Below are 17,016 nucleotides of genomic sequence, written 5' to 3'. Positions count from 1 at the left end.
TGAATGCGAGTGAATCGTGCGCGAATCTTGCATTGATCATGCAATAAAAAAATGGCGGTGATGACCACGCATTTCTGCACAATCATCACCGCCACTCTCACCGCAGCCGTGGCGTTCACGGCAAGCGTCAAATTACTTCGTTACCGCTGCCTTAGCATCTGCCTTGGCGACTGGCGTTTCGGTCTTTGCTTTAGCGTCTACCTTGGCTGCCGGCGCTTCTGTTTTTTCCTTTGCAGCAGGCTCTTTAGCATCCGACTTCACGACAGCTTTCGACTTCGCTTTCACAGCCTTGTGATGCGGCTTGGCCTTGGTAGTCTTGGCTTTAGCTTCAGTGCCAGCGGCCTTGGCTTCAGTCTTCGTATCGGCCTTGGCTGCTTGTGTAGTCGTTGCAGTCACTGCGGCAGGAGCCGCTGCCGGTGCGGCTGGCGCAGCAGGTGCAGTGCCTTGAGCGAACACAGAAGTAGCAAACAAGCCAGCGATCAGAGTAGCGATTAATTTGTTCATTTTTGCACCTTTACGTTATCTTCATTACCTCAGGTATTTCCTGAGGACCTGAGCAATTAACGAGGGCAGTAAAGGGATTGTTGACGTACATTACACTCGGTTACAACTATGTACATGCGGCGTAAAAATGATTCTGTGTCGATGCCGGCAAGCGCAACATCACCGATCAGATCAGTTGAGCAAGCCTCGCAGCTTCATCGCAGCGGACGGTGTCACCCCAGCATCCACCTGCGCCGCCAACGTCCCGATAAACGCAGCAAACACGCGCTGCTCCAATTCACCAGCGGCACACACCATTTCGCAAGCATGCATCGCCAGCACCACCGGGATGATGCAGTTGTCGATTACCTGTTCACGCGCCTCCGGTGCGAGCGATGGGACGCGCAGGAAGTCGAGTTGATCGGCGATGATGTCGGCGACGTCGTGCGGGGCGGGCAAAATAAACAAAGGCATTCAAGAATCCTCATCACTTCATGCGTTCGAGGCTCAATGCAAGCAAACGTTGGTGGGGTTGCTGACAAAGTGCGCGTGTCGTCCTGCTTGATCCAGATTAAAAATTACGAGTCACTACTAACCGTCCAAAAGCTCCGATACAGTGACGCGCAATGCCTTAGCCAAAGCCTCTATCGCAAACAAAGATGGATTGCGGCGTCCTCTTTCAATACCGCTGATGTAGGTGCGATCAAAGCCACACAGATCGGCAAATCCATCCTGAGAAAGACCCCGATCTTTTCTAAGTTTTCGTATTCGTTCACCGAAGCGTATGGATAGAGGTTTCACATCTGCATTAGGCCATTTTTTTGGCAAAACGTGGACGGACTAATCGTCACATATGCGCATCACGCGTCGTTATTTACGAATAAATTTTTGAAATGGCCGAATCGCGCATTCATTTCCGGCCACATTGAAGCATCGCCGTAGTAATCTTGATCGAAGATATTTCGACAAATTAAAATCGCCGCCATGACACACCCAAACGCCCCCATCCTGACAGCCGTCAATCTGACTTTTAACTACCCGCATCAGGAGTTGTTCAACAACTTGTCCGTAGAAATCCCAGCTGGCATCACGCTGGTACGCGGTGGCGATGGGCGTGGCAAGAGTAGTTTGTTGCGGTTAATGGCTGGCGATCTGCAGGCTCAAGCAGGTGAATTGCAAATCAATGGCGTGTCCCTGAACGAACAGCCAGAGCTGTATCGACGCCAAGTATTCTGGGTGGACCCGCGTTCAGAAGCATTCGACCAAATGACTGCGCATGAATATTTTGCGTCCCTGCACACTGCATATCCTGATTTTGATGACGCGCTGTTGCCAGCTCTGACGGAAGGGCTGTCGCTGACACCGCATCTGGATAAGAAGCTGTACATGCTGTCTACAGGGAGCAAACGGAAAGTATGGCTGGCGGCGGCGTTCGCCGCTGGTGCCACGCTGAATTTGCTAGATGATCCATTTGCGAGTCTGGATAAGGCATCCATCAACTTTGTTGTGAAGATGCTGAATCAGTTTGGCACAAATCCATTTCAAGCTTGGGTGATCGCCCTCTATGAAACGCCTGAAGGAATACCGTTAGCGGCCACGGTCGAATTAGGGGATTGAAGAGCTTGTTATCGTGTTGCTTAAGAAAGATTTCTGCGTATCCCCAAAATTTTTATTGCCTGGTAGGTTTCTCCGTGGCAGCATAGATTGATTTCTCGACAATCTTTCCATTCATGCCAATTCCCGACTATCAAACCTGCATGCTTCCCTTGCTCCAATATTTGGGAGATGGCATCGAACATTCGCTACGCGATGCCGAGGAGGCACTTGCAGAACACTTTCATCTGTCACCACTAGAACGCGCAGAGCTCTTACCGAGTGGTCAACAGGGTGTCTTTAAGAATCGCATTGGTTGGGCAAGAACCTACTTGAAGAAAGCATGCCTCATCGAATTACCAAAGCGAGCAATGTCCAAGATTACGGAGCGAGGTAAGCAAGTACTCGCCACCAACCCTGGCAGAATTGATGTCAAATATCTGCAGCAATGGCCCGAATTCATCGAATTTTTAGACATCTCGAAACAGAATAGTAGGACTACGATGTCTGATGAGCAGACATCGGTGGAGACCACCCCGGAAGAGGCAATCGAGCTCGCGTCTCAAGGTTTGCGCGAACAATTAGCCCAGACACTTTTGTCTCGAATCCTTGGCTGTTCACCCACATTTTTCGAACAACTAGTGGTTGAGCTCTTGGTGAAAATGGGTTACGGAGGATCGAGGCGGGATGCCGGTGAAAGGATTGGTCAAACTGGTGATGGCGGGATCGATGGGATCATCAAAGAGGATCGCCTCGGCCTTGACACTATTTTCATTCAGGCGAAACGTTGGCAAGGCTCGGTTGGTCGCCCAGAGATTCAGAAATTTGTTGGTGCGCTTCAGGGGCAGCGCGCGAGAAAAGGGGTTTTTATTACCACCTCCGTTTATACCGCCGAGGCGGTCGACTACGCGTCACGCATAGACACTAAGGTTGTTTTAATCGACGGCAAACAACTCGCCGGTCTCATGATCGATTTTGACGTTGGTGTATCAGTCTCCGCGTCATATGTTGTGAAACGCGTGGACTCCGATTATTTTGAAGAAACCGATTTTTAATTTAGCCGGCCGCGAACTAAATCACTCACGAAGTTATGCCCACTCTGCACACAACGATTCTGCTTGCTGCAACACCATCTGCACCGCCTCATCCTGCTTCACGGGTGGGTACTTATATTTGCGCAAAATACGCTTGACCATCAGGCGCAGCTTGGCCCGAACACTATCCCGCACAGCCCAATCCACGCTAACGTTCTGCCGCAAACTTTCGGCCAGTTCATGCGCGATTTTTTTCAGGGTCTCGTCCCCCAGTTCACGCACAGACTCCTCGTTGGCAGCGAGCGCATCGTAAAACGCTACCTCGTCCGTATTGAGGCCAAGTTGCGCTCCCCGTTCGGCAGCTTCCTTGAATTTTTTTGCCATCGCAATTAGCTCTTCCATCACCTGCGCGGTTTCAATCGAGCGGTTCTGGTAACGCGTAATAACATTAGCGAGCAATTCGGAGAATTTATTGTGTTGCACCACGTTGGTCGCAAAGCGCGTCTTAATTTCACCTTCCAACAGTCGTTCCAGCAACTCAACCGCCAGATTGCGTTCGGGCAGATTGCGCACTTGGTTCAGGAAATCGTCATCGAGGATGCCAATGTTTGGTTTGTCCAGGCCTGCCGCATCGAAAATATCGACGACCTGATTTGACACTACTGCCGAGCCAATGATTTGCCGGACGGCCAGCTCACGCTCTTCATCAGTTTTCCTCTTGCTGCTAATGTCTCTTTTTGTTAGCAGTACCTTCACTGCCTGGAAAAAAGCTACTTCGTTACGCACGACCTTCGCTTCGTCCAGCGTGCAGCACAACGTAAAGGCCTTTGACATCGCCAGTGCAGTATCGCCGAAGCGTTTCTTTCCATCCTTGATGCCGAGTACATGATTAGCGGTTTTTGCCAAGATGCTGTAACCGCTATATAGGTAGCTGCTATAGTCGAAGTCGTGCAACATGGCGCGCAGTACATCGAGTTTTTCTTCCAGCACCGCGTAGGCTTCATGCGCATCGACAGTGGGACGGCCGCGCCCCTTGCTGGCGGTGTATTCCTTCAGCGCCTGTTTCAATTCACTGGCGATGCCAATGTAATCGACAACCAGGCCACCTTGTTTTTCACGGAATACGCGATTCACCCTTGCAATCGCTTGCATCAGGTTATGCCCCTTCATCGGCTTATCGACGTACAACGTATGCACACAGGGCACGTCGAAACCGGTCAGCCACATGTCGCGCACAATTACCAATCGTAGCGGATCATCCGGGTCCTTGAAACGCTTCTCCAACCGCTTTTTGACTTGCTTCGAGTAGATATGTGGCCGCAGCAGCGGCTTGTCACTGGCGGAACCGGTCATAACGATCTTGATCGCCCCGCGCTCCGGGTCGTCATCGTGCCAGTCGGGGCGCAGCGCAATAATCGCATGGTAAAGGTGCGCACAGATGTCCCGACTCATCGCCACTACCATGGCCTTACCTGATTGCGCCTTACTGCGTTCTTCAAAGTGCGTCACTAAGTCAGAGGCCACTTTCTGTATGCGCGGTGCGGCACCGACGATGCTTTCCAGAGCCGCCCATTTGCTCTTCAATCGTGCTTGCTGGTCATCTTCCTCATCCTCTGCTAACTCGTCTACTTCAGCATCGATGTCCGGTAGCGCCTCTTCTTTCAGTTCCAACTTGGCCAAGCGTGATTCAAAGTAGATAGCGACCGTTGCCCCATCATCGCGGGCCTGCTGCATATCATAGATGTGAATGTAGTCGCCGAATACCGCGCGGGTATCACGATCCTCAGCGGATACGGGCGTGCCAGTGAAAGCTACAAAGGTGGCGTTCGGCAAGGCGTCGCGTAGATGCTGGGCATAACCAACTTGATAGCCTTTGACGTCGCCCTTGAATTTGGCCTCGAAGCCATATTGGGTGCGGTGTGCTTCATCGGCGATCACCACAATATTATGCCGGTCCGACAATACCGGGAAACTATCTTCGTCCTCACCAGGCATGAACTTCTGGATGGTGGCGAACACGATGCCGCCTGAAGGACGATTAGCTAACTTGGCGCGTAAATCCTGTCGCGTTTCACCTTGTACCGGCTGCTCTCGCAATAAATCTTGCGAAAGGGAGAACACGCCAAACAATTGTCCATCCAGATCATTACGGTCGGTAATGACGACGATGGTGGGATTTTCCATCGCAACTTCCCGCATCACGCGAGCGGCAAAACAAGTCATGGTGATGCTCTTACCAGAACCTTGCGTGTGCCAGACCACACCGCCCTTGTGGCTACCATCGGGACGCGATGCGGCCACTACTTGATTAATCGCCGCACGCACTGCATGAAACTGGTGATAGCCGGCGATCTTTTTGAGCAAAGTACCGTCATCCTCAAACAGCACAAAGAAGCGCAAGAAATCTAGGAGGTAAGTAGGTGCCAGCACACCACGTATCAGCGTTTCCAGCTCGTTGAACTGCCCCAGCGGGTCGAGCGTGACGCCATCAATCGTGCGCCAGGCCATGAACCGCTCGGCATTGGCGGACAAAGAACCCATGCTCGCCACAGTCCCGTCCGAGATCACCAGCACCTCGTTGTACTGGAACACATCCGGGATTTGCTCCTTGTACGTCTCGATCTGGCCAAAGGCTTTCCAGATGTCGGCATTTTGGTCGGCGGGGTTCTTCAGCTCCATCAACACCAGTGGCAGGCCATTGATGAACAGGATGATGTCGGGGCGGCGGGTGTATTTGGCGCCCTTGATGGAAAACTGGTTGATCGCCAACCATTCGTTGGCAGTGACATCGGCGAAGTCGATCAGGCGCACAAAGTCGCCTCGGGTCTCGCCATCTTTCTGATATTGGACAGGAACACCGTTGATAAGCAAGCGATGAAAGGCGCGATTGGCTGCCAGCAGCACCGGCGTATCGAGATTCAAGACCTGTTGTAGCGCATCTTCACGGGCGATCAAAGGAACCAGAGGATTGAGCCGATTGATCGCGTTACGCAGGCGTTCGACCAAAACGACCTGGGTATAGTTGTTGCGCTCCGGCGCGTTGCCATCGACCGCAATTTCGGGGCCGTAGACAGGGGTGTAGCCAACGTCAGCCAGCCAGGCGAGCGTTTCTTGTTCGAGTTGGTCTTCAGTCATCATGGCAATTATTCCAGTAGGCAATAACAATACCACGATGGCAACTAAACAAGCAGCGTAACGGCGTGCGCCACGCCATTTTTAATTCACTTGGCCATCCAGTCAGCGCCTGAGTTGTTCGAGTGTGATCATGCGGCGACCTCCTCAAGCATCGTTTCGGCTTCCGGCAAACGCAACTGGCCGGAGATGAGGCGGGGGAGTAAGGTGTCGCGGAGGGTAGCCAATTGCTTGACTTGCGTCAGGTGTGCACGGTCGACCATCGGTTTGAGCAGGTTGGCAAAAGCTGTCAGCACTGCGTCTGGAGGTAGAGCAACCAGTTCTGTCTCTAAAAAGTGGGTCGTCTGAAAATTACTGATGCCTGTGCTTTGGTTTTGGTATGCCCAGGTTTTACCTTGTCTATAGATGTATGTGAGGTGCTGCGCCAGAAGCACTCCGATAGTTTTAGTATTTGGACGAAGCAAGCGGCAAAAACTCGCGGGTTCCACTGGGCAATCAAATTGGCCTAGAAGCCCATCAGTTAAATACAAGGCACGACCTGTTGGTTGATCTTTGCTCCCGCCGGACACCTCTAAAACAATGTCACCATCTTGCAACTTCCGCGACGCCAATTTTTTCCGGGATGTATAACGAACGGGTACTCGATTATTTGTTCCAGTTTTCAAGTCAGGAATATCTGTTCCACGAATAATTGCAACACGCACGTCGTTTGTTTCGTCCGGCGCATCCTCCCCCCAGTCACCGCCGATAGTGTGGCAAAGTAATTCGCCAAACGGAACCAATTTCCATCCACTTGGCACTGACCCAAGTTCCGATTCCTCAATGCGCTCGGGGAACAGCGCGGCGGTTTCAGCATCCATGCCCTCCGGCTCGCGGCCGTCCTGTTTGGCACGCACGGGGGCGAAGTCCACGAACCAGGACTGGAACAGGGCATGGGCGATTGCTTCTAGGGTGGTATTGGTTTCGCGTAGTAGCGAGATGCGGTCATCGAAGACACTTAATGTACTTGCAATTGCTCTCTGATTAGCAAGATTTGGTACTGGGAATGCAAGGTCGCGCAAAACCTCTAAATTGATGTTTTCCTGAGCTGTGCCATAAGCCTTGCTTTTTACATTCTCCCGCATCATGCGAAACAGATATTCTATGAAAATCACGTCCGCCTTGTCGGAGTCTGGAATGAATCCAACAACGCTGTCTGGAAAACAAGCGGGAAACGTCAATAGTGCCGTTTCTGCAATATTGGCTGCAATAGTTATACATAAAGTTCCAGCGGGCCACAGCTTGCTTTGAGACAATCCTGCTTCACTATATGTTTGTCTATAGGAGGTGATTCGACCGTCAGCATTGGTAATGTCACCCGTCTGAATGAACGGATAGGGGCCGCCATATAGATGTGGTGCATGCCTAGGCCTGCATTTAGATTTGCCTCTCTCGAATGAACCTAGTGAGGATAATTTTTTCAACTGCCACTCAGAACTCATACCCCAACCCTCCCAACTTCTGGCGTATAAGTTGATCCAATTCCGCACCTTTGGCCATTTGCTCACCCAGCGTTTCGGTCAGCCTTTGCATCTTGTCGGCAAAACTCTCGTCATCGTCCTCAACAGCTTCTGCACCGACGTAGCGACCGGGCGTAAGGACGTGACCGTGTTCGGCAATTTCGGCTAGGGTAACGCTGCGGCAGTAGCCTGCGACATCGGCATATTCTTCGCCCGATGCGTCCTCGCCGCGCCATGCCGCCACGGTGCTGGCGATTTTCTCGATGACTTCATCGGTGAACTCGCACTGCACACGGCTGATCATGCTACCGAGTTTGCGGGCGTCGATGAATAGCACTTCACTCTGTCGAGCGCGCTTTTCCTTGACCAGGAACCATAGGCATGCGGGGATTTGAGTGTTGAAGAAGAGTTGGCCGGGCAGCGCGATCATGACTTCGACCTTGTCGGCATCGACCATGGCGCGACGAATGTCGCCCTCACTGTTCTGACTGGATGACATGGAACCGTTGGCCAACACAATCCCGGCGCGGCCAGTCGGTTTGAGGTGGTGCAGCATGTGTTGCAGCCAAGCGTAGTTGGCGTTGGCTTGTGGCGGCGTGCCGTAGACCCAGCGCGGATCGCCTTCCAGGCTGCCGTGCCACCAGTCGGAGATATTGAAGGGCGGATTGGCCAGCACAAAATCAGCGCGCAGATCGGCGTGCTGGTTACGCACGAAGGTGTCGGCCGGTTCTTTGCCCAGATTGAAGTCGATGCCGCGAATCGCGAGGTTCATCGCTGCCAACCGCCATGTGGTGGGGTTGGCTTCTTGTCCGTAAATGGAAACATCGCCTAATTGGCCGCCGTGGGCTTCGATGAATTTTTCGGACTGCACAAACATGCCGCCGGAGCCGCAGCAGGGGTCGTACACCTGACCATGATGCGGGGCGAGTACGGCGACCAACGTTTTGACGATGGAGGCTGGCGTGTAGAACTGCCCGCCGCGTTTGCCTTCAGCGCTGGCGAACTGTCCAAGGAAGTATTCATACACCTGTCCGAGTAAATCTCGCGCATGGTTTTTCGCCATGTCGCCCGTGGCGCCGAAGCCGATCTTGGAGACCAGATCGACCAGCTCGCCAAGTTTGCCATCAGGTAGTTGGACGCGGGCGTAGCGTTTGTCGAGGATGCCTTTAAGTTTTGGGTTTTCGGTTTCGATCAAGGACAGAGCATCGTCGATCCGCTTGCCGATGTCAGCTTGTTTGGCTTGCGCCCGCAGCGTCTCCCAGCGCGCCGCTTCCGGCACCCAGAAGACGTTCACTTCCTTGTAGTAGTCGCGGTCTTCGAGTTCTTCATTGATAAGGTCTTGGTCGGCGCCATCCAAGAAGTAGTCGTCGGCGGCATCGACAAAGCGATGAGTCAGCTCATCACGACGGGTCTGAAAGGTGTCGGAAATGTATTTGACGAAGATGAGGCCAAGCACGATGTGCTTGTATTCGGCAGCGTCCATGTTGGCACGCAGCTTGTCAGCTGTGGCCCATAGTGTTTTTCTGATGTCTTCGATCATGTGGGGAGCTAACTAACGACATTAAATAGGGATGCTTATCTTGTAACTTAGGTAGCTACGCAGACAAACGGAAAGAACAGATTTTGACTGAGCAGACAAATAAAAAACCTTCTTGCATGAGAGCCATTGTTGCTTCGAAATTTTCGGTGGTTGTGAATATTTTTTCACTATCAACCGATTCCCACTCGAAATGTCTGCTTCCGAAGCAGATGGGATTTAAGATTTTGTATTTACACATCCATTCTTGAACTACCTACACGGTTTAACAAAACTCTCAGATTACTTGTAGATAGCTTCGTGCGAAAAATTAACGATACTCTTGGCAGGTCAAAAACGGTTCGGTGGCTCAACGAAATCAGTATCGATTAGAGGTTGAAACTCATCAAAAATTTTCCATCGATGTTCTCTCGCTTGAGTCCGCAAATAAGAAAGCTTTTCTCTAGCATCTAAAAGAATTTTCCCTCGTGCTTTTACGTCTAAACAACGTTCGAATTCTTGCTCAGCTATCTCAACCTTCGCTTCAAGGTCAGCTAGTTTCTCGCATTTTTTTTGATATCTTTTTATCCTGGCTTGAAAATTTATATCTGCTTTCGCTATCAATGCTGCCGCGATAAGTGAAACAGCAAGAGGAATAGTGACCAACTCTATCAGTTTGGTCAAAAATTCATTCGCACGACCAACTGCAGTAAGAACATGCACGGCATCTTGTGGCAACGTTATTCCTGGTTTATCTAATATTATCTTTGTATTTACAAATTCTGAAGCTGAGTAACTCTGTCCCACAAAGGCGACAACCAGCATTACAAGTCCAATCAACAACGGTCTTATTGGCTTAGTTTTCCAGTTCCAACTCACTGCATTGTATATAGAGATAATTACAAAAATTGGCAATATTGAATACGCAATAATTAGTGTCAGTGTTAATGAATCCATTTGATTTTATTCAAAAGTATGAAAGTAAAACCGATTAATATAAAAACCGTAGTCAAAAAAATGCCGGCTTCTCATACAAAGAAACCGGCATTTTTTACGTCAGTAGATCAATACTTATATGAGACCATGTAGATCACTCGGAATCACTTTGACGCCCACGTCTATCCCGGCAAAAATCAAACGTCAATATTCCCAGCCTGCAGCGCATTCAACTCAATAAACGCCCGCCGAGGCTCAACATCATCCCCCATCAGCGTCATGAAGATCTGATCCGCAGCAATCGCATCCTCAATCTGCACCTTCAACAAGCGACGCACCGTCGGATCCATTGTGGTTTCCCACAGTTGCGATGGGTTCATTTCTCCCAGACCTTTATAGCGCTGTTTGCTGACGCCGCGTTCGGCTTCGTCGCGTAGCCAGGCCATGGCTTGGTGGAAGTCGGTGATGGCTGACTCTTTGACTTTTTCGCCGGCGCCGCGCTGGATGACTGCGCCTGGGCCGATCAGGCCCTTGAAGGTTTCTGCGGCGTTGACCAACACGGTGTAATCCGGGCTGGCGACGAAGTCGCTGTCGATGCCGCTGGCTTTGATGTTGCCGTGGTAGCGACGGTTGATGCGCAGCGAGTGTTTGTCGGAGAGTTCATCGGATTTGACGATGACTTGTACCGATGGCTCGTTGATCGATGCTTCCAGTGCCTTGGCCGATGCTTCAGCATCGGCCAGCGTGTCCAGCTTGAGCGTGACGCCGGTCATGATGGAGGTGAGGGCGGCGCCGTCGATCGCGCGCGTCAGGCGCGTGATGATGGAGTTGGCCATGTTGTATTGGCGCACCAACTCTGCCAGGGCCGGGCCGCTGATCGGCATGGCGCCTTCGCTTGGCACCAGGGCGGCGTCGTTGAGGGCGACTTGCATCATGTAGGAGACTTCTTCGGCGTCGTCCTTCAGGTAGCGTTCGTCCTTGCCGTGCTTGACCTTGTACAGCGGCGGTTGCGCGATGTAGATGTGGCCGCGCTCGACCAGTTGCGGCATCTGGCGGTAGAACAGGGTCAGCAGCAGGGTGCGGATGTGGGCGCCGTCGACGTCCGCATCGGTCATGATGATGATGCGGTGATAGCGCAGTTTGTCGGCGTTGAATTCATCGGCGCCGATGCTGGTGCCGAGGGTGGCGATCAGGGTGGTGATCTGTTCCGACGACAGCATTTTTTCGAAGCGGGCTTTTTCGACGTTGAGCACTTTACCGCGCAACGGCAGGATCGCCTGGAATTTACGGTCGCGGCCCTGCTTGGCGGAACCGCCCGCGGAGTCACCCTCGACGATGTAGAGTTCGCACAGCGCCGGGTCTTTTTCCTGGCAATCGGCCAGTTTCGAGGACAGGCCGAGGCCGTCCATCACGCCTTTGCGGCGCGTCAGTTCGCGCGCCTTGCGGGCGGCGTCACGGGCGCGTGCGGCTTCGACGATCTTGCCGCAGATGATCTTGGCGTCGTTCGGGCGTTCCTGCAAATAATCGTTGAGTGTCTTTGCGACGATTTCTTCAACCGGCAAACGCACTTCGCTGGAGACCAGCTTGTCTTTGGTTTGCGAGCTGAACTTCGGCTCCGGCACTTTCACGGACAGCACGCAGGTGAGGCCTTCGCGCATGTCGTCGCCGCTGGTTTCTACCTTGGCTTTCTTGGCGAAATCGTGTTCTTCGATGTACTTGTTGAGGATACGGGTCATCGCGGCGCGCAGGCCGGTCAGGTGGGTGCCGCCATCACGTTGCGGGATGTTGTTGGTGAAGCACAGCACTTGTTCGTTGTAGGCGTCGTTCCATTGCATGGAGACGTCGACGCTGACGCCGTCTTTTTCACCGGTAGCCTGGAAAATCGTTGGGTGCAGGACGCTCTTGGCTTTGTTGATGTATTCAACGAAACCGCGGGTGCCGCCTTCGAACGCGAAGCTTTCTTCCTTGCCGGTGCGCTGGTCGCTCAGCTTGATGTGCACGCCGTTGTTGAGGAAGGACAGTTCGCGAATGCGCTTGGCCAGGATTTCGTAGTGGAATTCAACGTGCGTGAAGATTTCTTCATCGGCCCAGAAATGCACTTCGGTGCCGCGCTTGTCGGTATCGCCGATGACTTTGATCGGGGACACCAGCACGCCGTCCTGCATTTCGGTTTCGCGGTTTTGCGGCACGCCACGGACGAATTCCATGTAATGCACTTTGCCGTCGCGGCGGATGGTCAGCTTGAGCAGTTTCGACAGGCCGTTGACGCAAGAGACGCCAACGCCGTGCAAGCCGCCTGAGACCTTGTAGGAGTTCTGGTCGAACTTGCCGCCGGCATGCAGCTCGGTCATGACGATTTCGGCTGCGCTGCGCTTTGGATCGTGTTTGTCGTCGTACTTGATGCCGGTCGGCACGCCGCGGCCATTGTCGGTAATCGAGATCGAATTGTCCGAGTGGATGGTGACGTGGATTTCGGTGCAGTGGCCGGCCAGCGACTCGTCGATGGAGTTGTCCAGCACTTCGAACACCAGGTGATGCAGGCCGGTGCCGTCAGAGGTGTCGCCGATGTACATCCCGGGGCGCTTGCGCACCGCTTCCAGGCCTTCGAGAATTTGGATCGAGGACGCTCCGTATGCATTGGGTTGCGGCTGATTGGTGTTATCTGGGGCTGATGACATGGCTACCTTCTGAAAAGCTTACTTCGGAACTACATATATTGGGGCTGATGCTGTTTTTGCAAGCAAAGCTGGGGGGGAGTGCGTGGGCAGAAAAGCTTGCCCGCCCTACGACTACAACTACATGCTCCCGCCGTGATTCCCGCGACGCGGGAATCCATCTTTTTGCCGCTTGCCTGATCCGTAACATGGATCCCCGCGTGCGCGGGGATGACAGGGACACCGAGTCGGGACAAGCGGCAGCGCGCTTGGCTAGATGCGCATTGGCATGACTACATACTTGAAATCGGCGTTTTCCGGCACGGTGATCAGTGCCGAAGAGTTTGCGTCGCCGAGGGCGATGTTGACGTTGTCGCCCTTCAGGTTGTTGAGTACATCGAGCAGGTAAGTGACGTTGAAACCGATGTCGACGCTATCGCCGCCGTAATCGATTTCGAGTTCTTCGATCGCTTCTTCCTGGTCAGCATTGGTGGAGCTGATCTTCAGGCTGCCTGGCGTCACGACCCAGCGCACGCCCTTGAACTTGTCGCTGGTCATGATGGCGGCGCGTTGCAGCGAGCGCAGCAGCTGATCGCGGCTGATGGTGAAATCGTTCTTGTAGCCCTTCGGCACCACGCGGGTGTAGTCGGGGAACTTGCCTTCGACCAGCTTGGAAATCAGTTCGATATCGGCGAACGACAGCTTGACCTGGTTATTGGCGATTTCGAGCTGGACCGGTTCGTCGGTTTCTTCCAGCAGGCGTTGCAATTCGATGATGGTCTTGCGCGGGATGATGACTTCCTGGCGCGCGAATTCCTGCTCGGTGGCGACCTGGCAAAACGCCAGACGGTGGCCATCGGTGGCGACTGCGATCACGTTCTTGCCGTCGAGGACCAGCAGCAGGCCGTTCAGGTAATAGCGGATGTCTTGCTGGGCCATCGAGAAATGGACCATGTTGAACAGGTGCTTCAGGGTCTTTTGCGGCAGTGTCACAGTGGCGTTGTAGTGATCCGCCTGGGCGACTGTCGGAAACTCTTCGGCTGCCAGTGTTTGCAGCGCAAAACGGGACTTCCCGGATTGCACGGTCATGCGCTTGTTACTGAGGGTCAACGAGACTTCGCCGGTGTCCGGCAAGGCGCGCAGAATATCCAGCAGCTTACGTGCCGCGACCGTCGTAGCAGCAACTTCGCCGCCGCTGCCGACCTTGGCATTGGTGGTGATTTGCACTTCGATGTCGGTAGACAGGAACGAGACCTTTTCGCCTTCTTTGCGAATGAGGATATTGGCCAGAATCGGCAGTGTGTGCCGACGCTCGACAATACCGCTCACGATCTGCAGTGGCCGGAGAAGGGTATCTCGGTTGGTTTTGACCAATTGCATAGCTATATCCTTGTTATTTAAAATACAAATATTGCGGCTTGCTTGAATGCATTACCTATGACTAATTAATACTCGGCTTAGTACTTTGCCGCAGCCTATAAATGTAACTGAAATCGACCCCTTACGACTCAAAACGCCGCGTAAATCTGGGCTAGATTCCGGCTTTTTTTGTCGCCGCTCCGGCTCGTCCGGATTTCACAAAAACGACAAAAAAACCACACTTACCGACTGCCTTAAAAATTGCCACCTCAAAACTTATCCACAGGCCGGCAAGCAGTTCGCCGGCCTTGGAAATCAGCCCTTGAGGGTTTGTTCCAATACGTGCAACTCGTGGTTGCACTCGGGATTCTTGGTGCGATCGGCGGCGATCTTGCGGACCGCGTGCAGCACCGTGGTGTGATCCCGGCCGCCGAACAATTCGCCGATTTCCGGCAAACTTTTCTGGGTCAGTTCCTTGGCCAGGTACATCGCGATCTGGCGCGGACGGGCGATATTCGCCGGCCGCTTTTTCGAGTACATATCGGCAACTTTGATGTTGAAAAAGTCAGCCACGGTTTTCTGGATGTTCTCAACCGAGATCTGGCGATTCTGTACCGACAGTAAATCTTTCAGTGCATCCTTAACAACATCGATGCTGATGTCTTTGCCATGGAAACGTGAGTAAGCAAGAATCTTGCGCAGCGCGCCTTCCAGCTCGCGGACGTTGGAACGTAAATGTTTGGCAACAAAAAACGCCACGTCGTCGGAGAAGGTGACGCCTTCGGATGCCGCTTTTTTAAGCAGAATCGCTACCCGCATTTCCAGTTCCGGCGGTTCGATCGCGACCGTCAGGCCGGAATCGAAACGTGAAATCAGGCGGTCATCCATGCCCGTGATTTCCTTCGGATAGGTATCGCTGGTGATGATGATTTGTTTCTTGGCCGCAATCAACGCTTCGAACGCATAGAAGAATTCTTCCTGCGTCCGGCTCTTGCCGCCGAAGAACTGGATGTCGTCAATTAGCAACAGATCGAGCGAATGGTAATAGCGCTTGAAATCGTCGAAACCCTTGCGTTGGTAAGCGGTCACTACGTCGCGAACGTACTGTTCTGCGTGGATGTAGCGAATCTTCGAGTTCGGATTGTCGGCCAGCAGCTGGTTGCCGATGGCGTGGATCAAGTGGGTTTTACCGAGGCCGACACCGCCATACAGGAACAGCGGGTTGTACGAAACGCCGGGATTATTGGCCACCTGGATCGCCGCCGCACGGGCCAATTGATTGGCCTTGCCGGTGACGAAACTGTCGAAGCTGAGCGCGGTATTGATGCGCGACTGGTCGCGGCGGGCGCTGACGGCGCTGTTCTCGGTCTGCACTTCCGGCAGGCGATCGAAGTTGCTATTGCCATAATTGCCGCCGTTGGCAGCCGACGATTGCGCGCCGGATTGCTCACTATTATTAGCAGCAGCGACCGGCATGCTGGAGACCGATGGCGCTGGCGTGGATTTACGCGGATCGAGCACGAACACCACTTCGATCGGCGCTTCCCAATATTGGTGCGCGAGCGTGGTGATGCGGCTGGCAAACTGCGTTTTGACCCAATCCAGCTTGAAGCGATTCGGCGCTGCTATGCGCAGGCGCCCGTCCTCATAATCGAGTGGCGTCAGTGGTTTTATCCACGCGCTAAATTGTTGAGGCGTCAACTCCTGCTCCAACTGGGTGGAGCAGCTCTGCCAGAAATTTTCCATGAATCGTTCTAAGTGAAAGTGTGCGGGATGAGGTTCTTTACGCCCTGGCTTGGTCTTTTTATTGCACGCGGGTTCAGTAGTGAATACTCAATACTGCGCAATACGTAACTGGCGGGCGTGCCACACATAAGTCGCTATTCTACCCTTGCTGACGCAAGTTATCCACAGGCGCGGGCATTTATTGCATGTGGACAAAGTAAAACGACTTGGTGTAAAAGGCAGCTAAGTGATTGACAAACAAGCAGAAAATGCGTTCTAATTCAAGGTTCACTGTCCGCTGAATTGCCAGTTTGCGCGTTGATTGATATCTGTTGTTGTCCCGGATCCGTTGTTTGGATGGCGTGGCAGCCAGGTCATATCAGGTAGCGAAAGGGTAGAAACCCAGCGCTCTGAGTGTGATGATCCGATTTATTTTTGCTGATTAGCGAGACCAACATGAAACGTACTTACCAACCTTCCGTCGTGCGCCGTAAGCGTACTCACGGCTTCCGCGCCCGTATGGCAACCCGCGGTGGCCGCGCTGTGCTCAATGCACGTCGCGCCAAAGGCCGCAAGCGTCTGGCAGCTTAATCTCAAGCCGGACGCAAACAGCGTTGCTTGCGTGACAGAAAACACAGACGGCCGTTCACAGAACTGCGTCCAAGACTTTTCACGTGAACGGCGCATCGTTAAAACGGATGAGTTCTCATCCGTTTTTCGTTTGCGCCCCGTCTACAGAACGGCGCATTTCGTTTTGTACACCCGCCGTAATGCATTGCCGCATGCCCGTCTGGGCGTGGTGGCGGCAAAACGGCTGGCGCCGCGCGCTGTCACGCGTAACACGGTCAAACGGGTTACGCGCGAATTGTTTCGTCTGACACCATTGCCGCCAATCGACTGCATTGTGCGTTTATCGAAACCGGTAAACACCAAGGCGGGCCCGGCTACCACCGCGCGCTTGAAGCAGGAACTGCGCAACGAGTTGACGCAACTGTTCTCGTCGCAACGCCTGCCCGCCGGCGCGTAATTTGGCCTACATCGTCCGCTTCGTTGCGGCAATGACAACCGGCAACAGCCACGCTGTT

14 protein-coding genes are annotated in these 17,016 nt (G+C 53.2%); 4 read left to right on the top strand and 10 right to left on the bottom strand.

Features of this window, described 5'->3' with window-relative positions; translation table 11 throughout:
• Nucleotides 1-132: 132 nt before the first annotated feature.
• The 3 genes from ACIPF8_RS10035 to ACIPF8_RS10025 form a co-directional block, all read right to left on the bottom strand.
• Entirely contained in the window at nt 133-504 is a 372-nt protein-coding gene (locus ACIPF8_RS10035; protein ID WP_400420303.1) for a hypothetical protein, read from the bottom strand.
• Between the two features lie 171 nt (nt 505-675).
• The gene (locus ACIPF8_RS10030) at nt 676-957 is read right to left on the bottom strand and encodes a hypothetical protein (RefSeq protein WP_400420301.1); all 282 of its coding nucleotides are present in this window, start codon (nt 955-957) and stop codon (nt 676-678) included.
• A 117-nt stretch (nt 958-1,074) separates the two neighbouring features.
• A complete protein-coding gene (locus ACIPF8_RS10025; protein ID WP_400420299.1) occupies nt 1,075-1,284 on the bottom strand; it encodes a helix-turn-helix domain-containing protein in 210 nt (69 codons plus the stop codon).
• Between the two features lie 183 nt (nt 1,285-1,467).
• Between ACIPF8_RS10025 and ACIPF8_RS10020 the strand changes: the two genes are divergently transcribed.
• On the top strand, nt 1,468-2,100 hold the full coding sequence (locus ACIPF8_RS10020; protein WP_400420297.1) for an ATP-binding cassette domain-containing protein: 633 nt from the start codon (nt 1,468-1,470) through the stop codon (nt 2,098-2,100).
• A gap of 113 nt (nt 2,101-2,213) precedes the next feature.
• Complete coding sequence (locus ACIPF8_RS10015) at nt 2,214-3,131, top strand: restriction endonuclease (RefSeq protein ID WP_400420295.1); 918 nt, start codon at nt 2,214-2,216, stop codon at nt 3,129-3,131.
• A 33-nt stretch (nt 3,132-3,164) separates the two neighbouring features.
• On the opposite strand, the gene ACIPF8_RS10010 is transcribed toward ACIPF8_RS10015, so the two are convergent.
• The 7 genes from ACIPF8_RS10010 to dnaA form a co-directional block, all read right to left on the bottom strand.
• Complete coding sequence (locus tag ACIPF8_RS10010; protein ID WP_400420551.1) at nt 3,165-6,245, bottom strand: type I restriction endonuclease subunit R; 3,081 nt, start codon at nt 6,243-6,245, stop codon at nt 3,165-3,167.
• 128 nt (nt 6,246-6,373) lie between these two features.
• Nucleotides 6,374-7,723: a restriction endonuclease subunit S gene (locus ACIPF8_RS10005; RefSeq protein ID WP_400420292.1), complete on the bottom strand. Its 1,350-nt coding sequence runs from the start codon at nt 7,721-7,723 to the stop codon at nt 6,374-6,376.
• Nucleotides 7,713-9,281: a type I restriction-modification system subunit M gene (locus tag ACIPF8_RS10000; RefSeq protein WP_400420290.1), complete on the bottom strand. Its 1,569-nt coding sequence runs from the start codon at nt 9,279-9,281 to the stop codon at nt 7,713-7,715. The genes ACIPF8_RS10005 and ACIPF8_RS10000 overlap by 11 nt, the downstream gene beginning before the upstream one ends.
• A gap of 327 nt (nt 9,282-9,608) precedes the next feature.
• Nucleotides 9,609-10,214 (bottom strand): hypothetical protein, encoded by a 606-nt coding sequence (locus tag ACIPF8_RS09995; protein ID WP_400420287.1) that lies wholly within the window; start codon nt 10,212-10,214, stop codon nt 9,609-9,611.
• Nucleotides 10,215-10,390: 176 nt separating this feature from the next.
• Nucleotides 10,391-12,871, bottom strand: a complete 2,481-nt coding sequence (gene gyrB / locus ACIPF8_RS09990) for a DNA topoisomerase (ATP-hydrolyzing) subunit B (protein ID WP_400420285.1) — start codon at nt 12,869-12,871, stop codon at nt 10,391-10,393.
• 249 nt (nt 12,872-13,120) lie between these two features.
• The gene (gene dnaN / locus ACIPF8_RS09985) at nt 13,121-14,227 is read right to left on the bottom strand and encodes a DNA polymerase III subunit beta (protein WP_061531781.1); all 1,107 of its coding nucleotides are present in this window, start codon (nt 14,225-14,227) and stop codon (nt 13,121-13,123) included.
• A gap of 294 nt (nt 14,228-14,521) precedes the next feature.
• Entirely contained in the window at nt 14,522-15,952 is a 1,431-nt protein-coding gene (gene dnaA / locus ACIPF8_RS09980; RefSeq protein WP_400420282.1) for a chromosomal replication initiator protein DnaA, read from the bottom strand.
• A gap of 435 nt (nt 15,953-16,387) precedes the next feature.
• On the opposite strand from dnaA, the gene rpmH reads away from it, so the two are divergent.
• Both rpmH and rnpA read left to right on the top strand, forming a co-directional pair.
• The gene (gene rpmH / locus ACIPF8_RS09975; protein WP_061535510.1) at nt 16,388-16,522 is read left to right on the top strand and encodes a 50S ribosomal protein L34; all 135 of its coding nucleotides are present in this window, start codon (nt 16,388-16,390) and stop codon (nt 16,520-16,522) included.
• A gap of 31 nt (nt 16,523-16,553) precedes the next feature.
• A complete protein-coding gene (rnpA, locus tag ACIPF8_RS09970; RefSeq protein ID WP_400420279.1) occupies nt 16,554-16,958 on the top strand; it encodes a ribonuclease P protein component in 405 nt (134 codons plus the stop codon).
• The last annotated feature ends 58 nt before the right edge of the window (nt 16,959-17,016 follow it).

Origin of the sequence: Collimonas sp. NPDC087041 (assembly GCF_044745265.1) — a bacterium.
GTDB lineage: Bacteria > Pseudomonadota > Gammaproteobacteria > Burkholderiales > Burkholderiaceae_D > Collimonas.
The sequence above is the reverse complement of the archived record's forward strand: the minus strand, read 5'-3'. Positions and strand labels throughout refer to the sequence as shown.

Excerpts from the sequence above, each read along its gene's own strand:
- ACIPF8_RS10000 (WP_400420290.1), bottom strand. The coding sequence starts at position 9,281 with ATGATCGAAGACATCAGAAAAACACTATGGGCCACAGCTGACAAGCTG.
- dnaA (WP_400420282.1), bottom strand. The coding sequence starts at position 15,952 with ATGGAAAATTTCTGGCAGAGCTGCTCCACCCAGTTGGAGCAGGAGTTG.
- ACIPF8_RS09995 (WP_400420287.1), bottom strand. The coding sequence starts at position 10,214 with ATGGATTCATTAACACTGACACTAATTATTGCGTATTCAATATTGCCA.
- ACIPF8_RS10010 (WP_400420551.1), bottom strand. The coding sequence starts at position 6,245 with ATGACTGAAGACCAACTCGAACAAGAAACGCTCGCCTGGCTGGCTGAC.
- ACIPF8_RS10015 (WP_400420295.1), top strand. The coding sequence starts at position 2,214 with ATGCCAATTCCCGACTATCAAACCTGCATGCTTCCCTTGCTCCAATAT.
- gyrB (WP_400420285.1), bottom strand. The coding sequence starts at position 12,871 with ATGTCATCAGCCCCAGATAACACCAATCAGCCGCAACCCAATGCATAC.
- ACIPF8_RS10030 (WP_400420301.1), bottom strand. The coding sequence starts at position 957 with ATGCCTTTGTTTATTTTGCCCGCCCCGCACGACGTCGCCGACATCATC.
- rpmH (WP_061535510.1), top strand. The coding sequence starts at position 16,388 with ATGAAACGTACTTACCAACCTTCCGTCGTGCGCCGTAAGCGTACTCAC.
- ACIPF8_RS10035 (WP_400420303.1), bottom strand. The coding sequence starts at position 504 with ATGAACAAATTAATCGCTACTCTGATCGCTGGCTTGTTTGCTACTTCT.
- dnaN (WP_061531781.1), bottom strand. The coding sequence starts at position 14,227 with ATGCAATTGGTCAAAACCAACCGAGATACCCTTCTCCGGCCACTGCAG.
- ACIPF8_RS10020 (WP_400420297.1), top strand. The coding sequence starts at position 1,468 with ATGACACACCCAAACGCCCCCATCCTGACAGCCGTCAATCTGACTTTT.
- ACIPF8_RS10005 (WP_400420292.1), bottom strand. The coding sequence starts at position 7,723 with ATGAGTTCTGAGTGGCAGTTGAAAAAATTATCCTCACTAGGTTCATTC.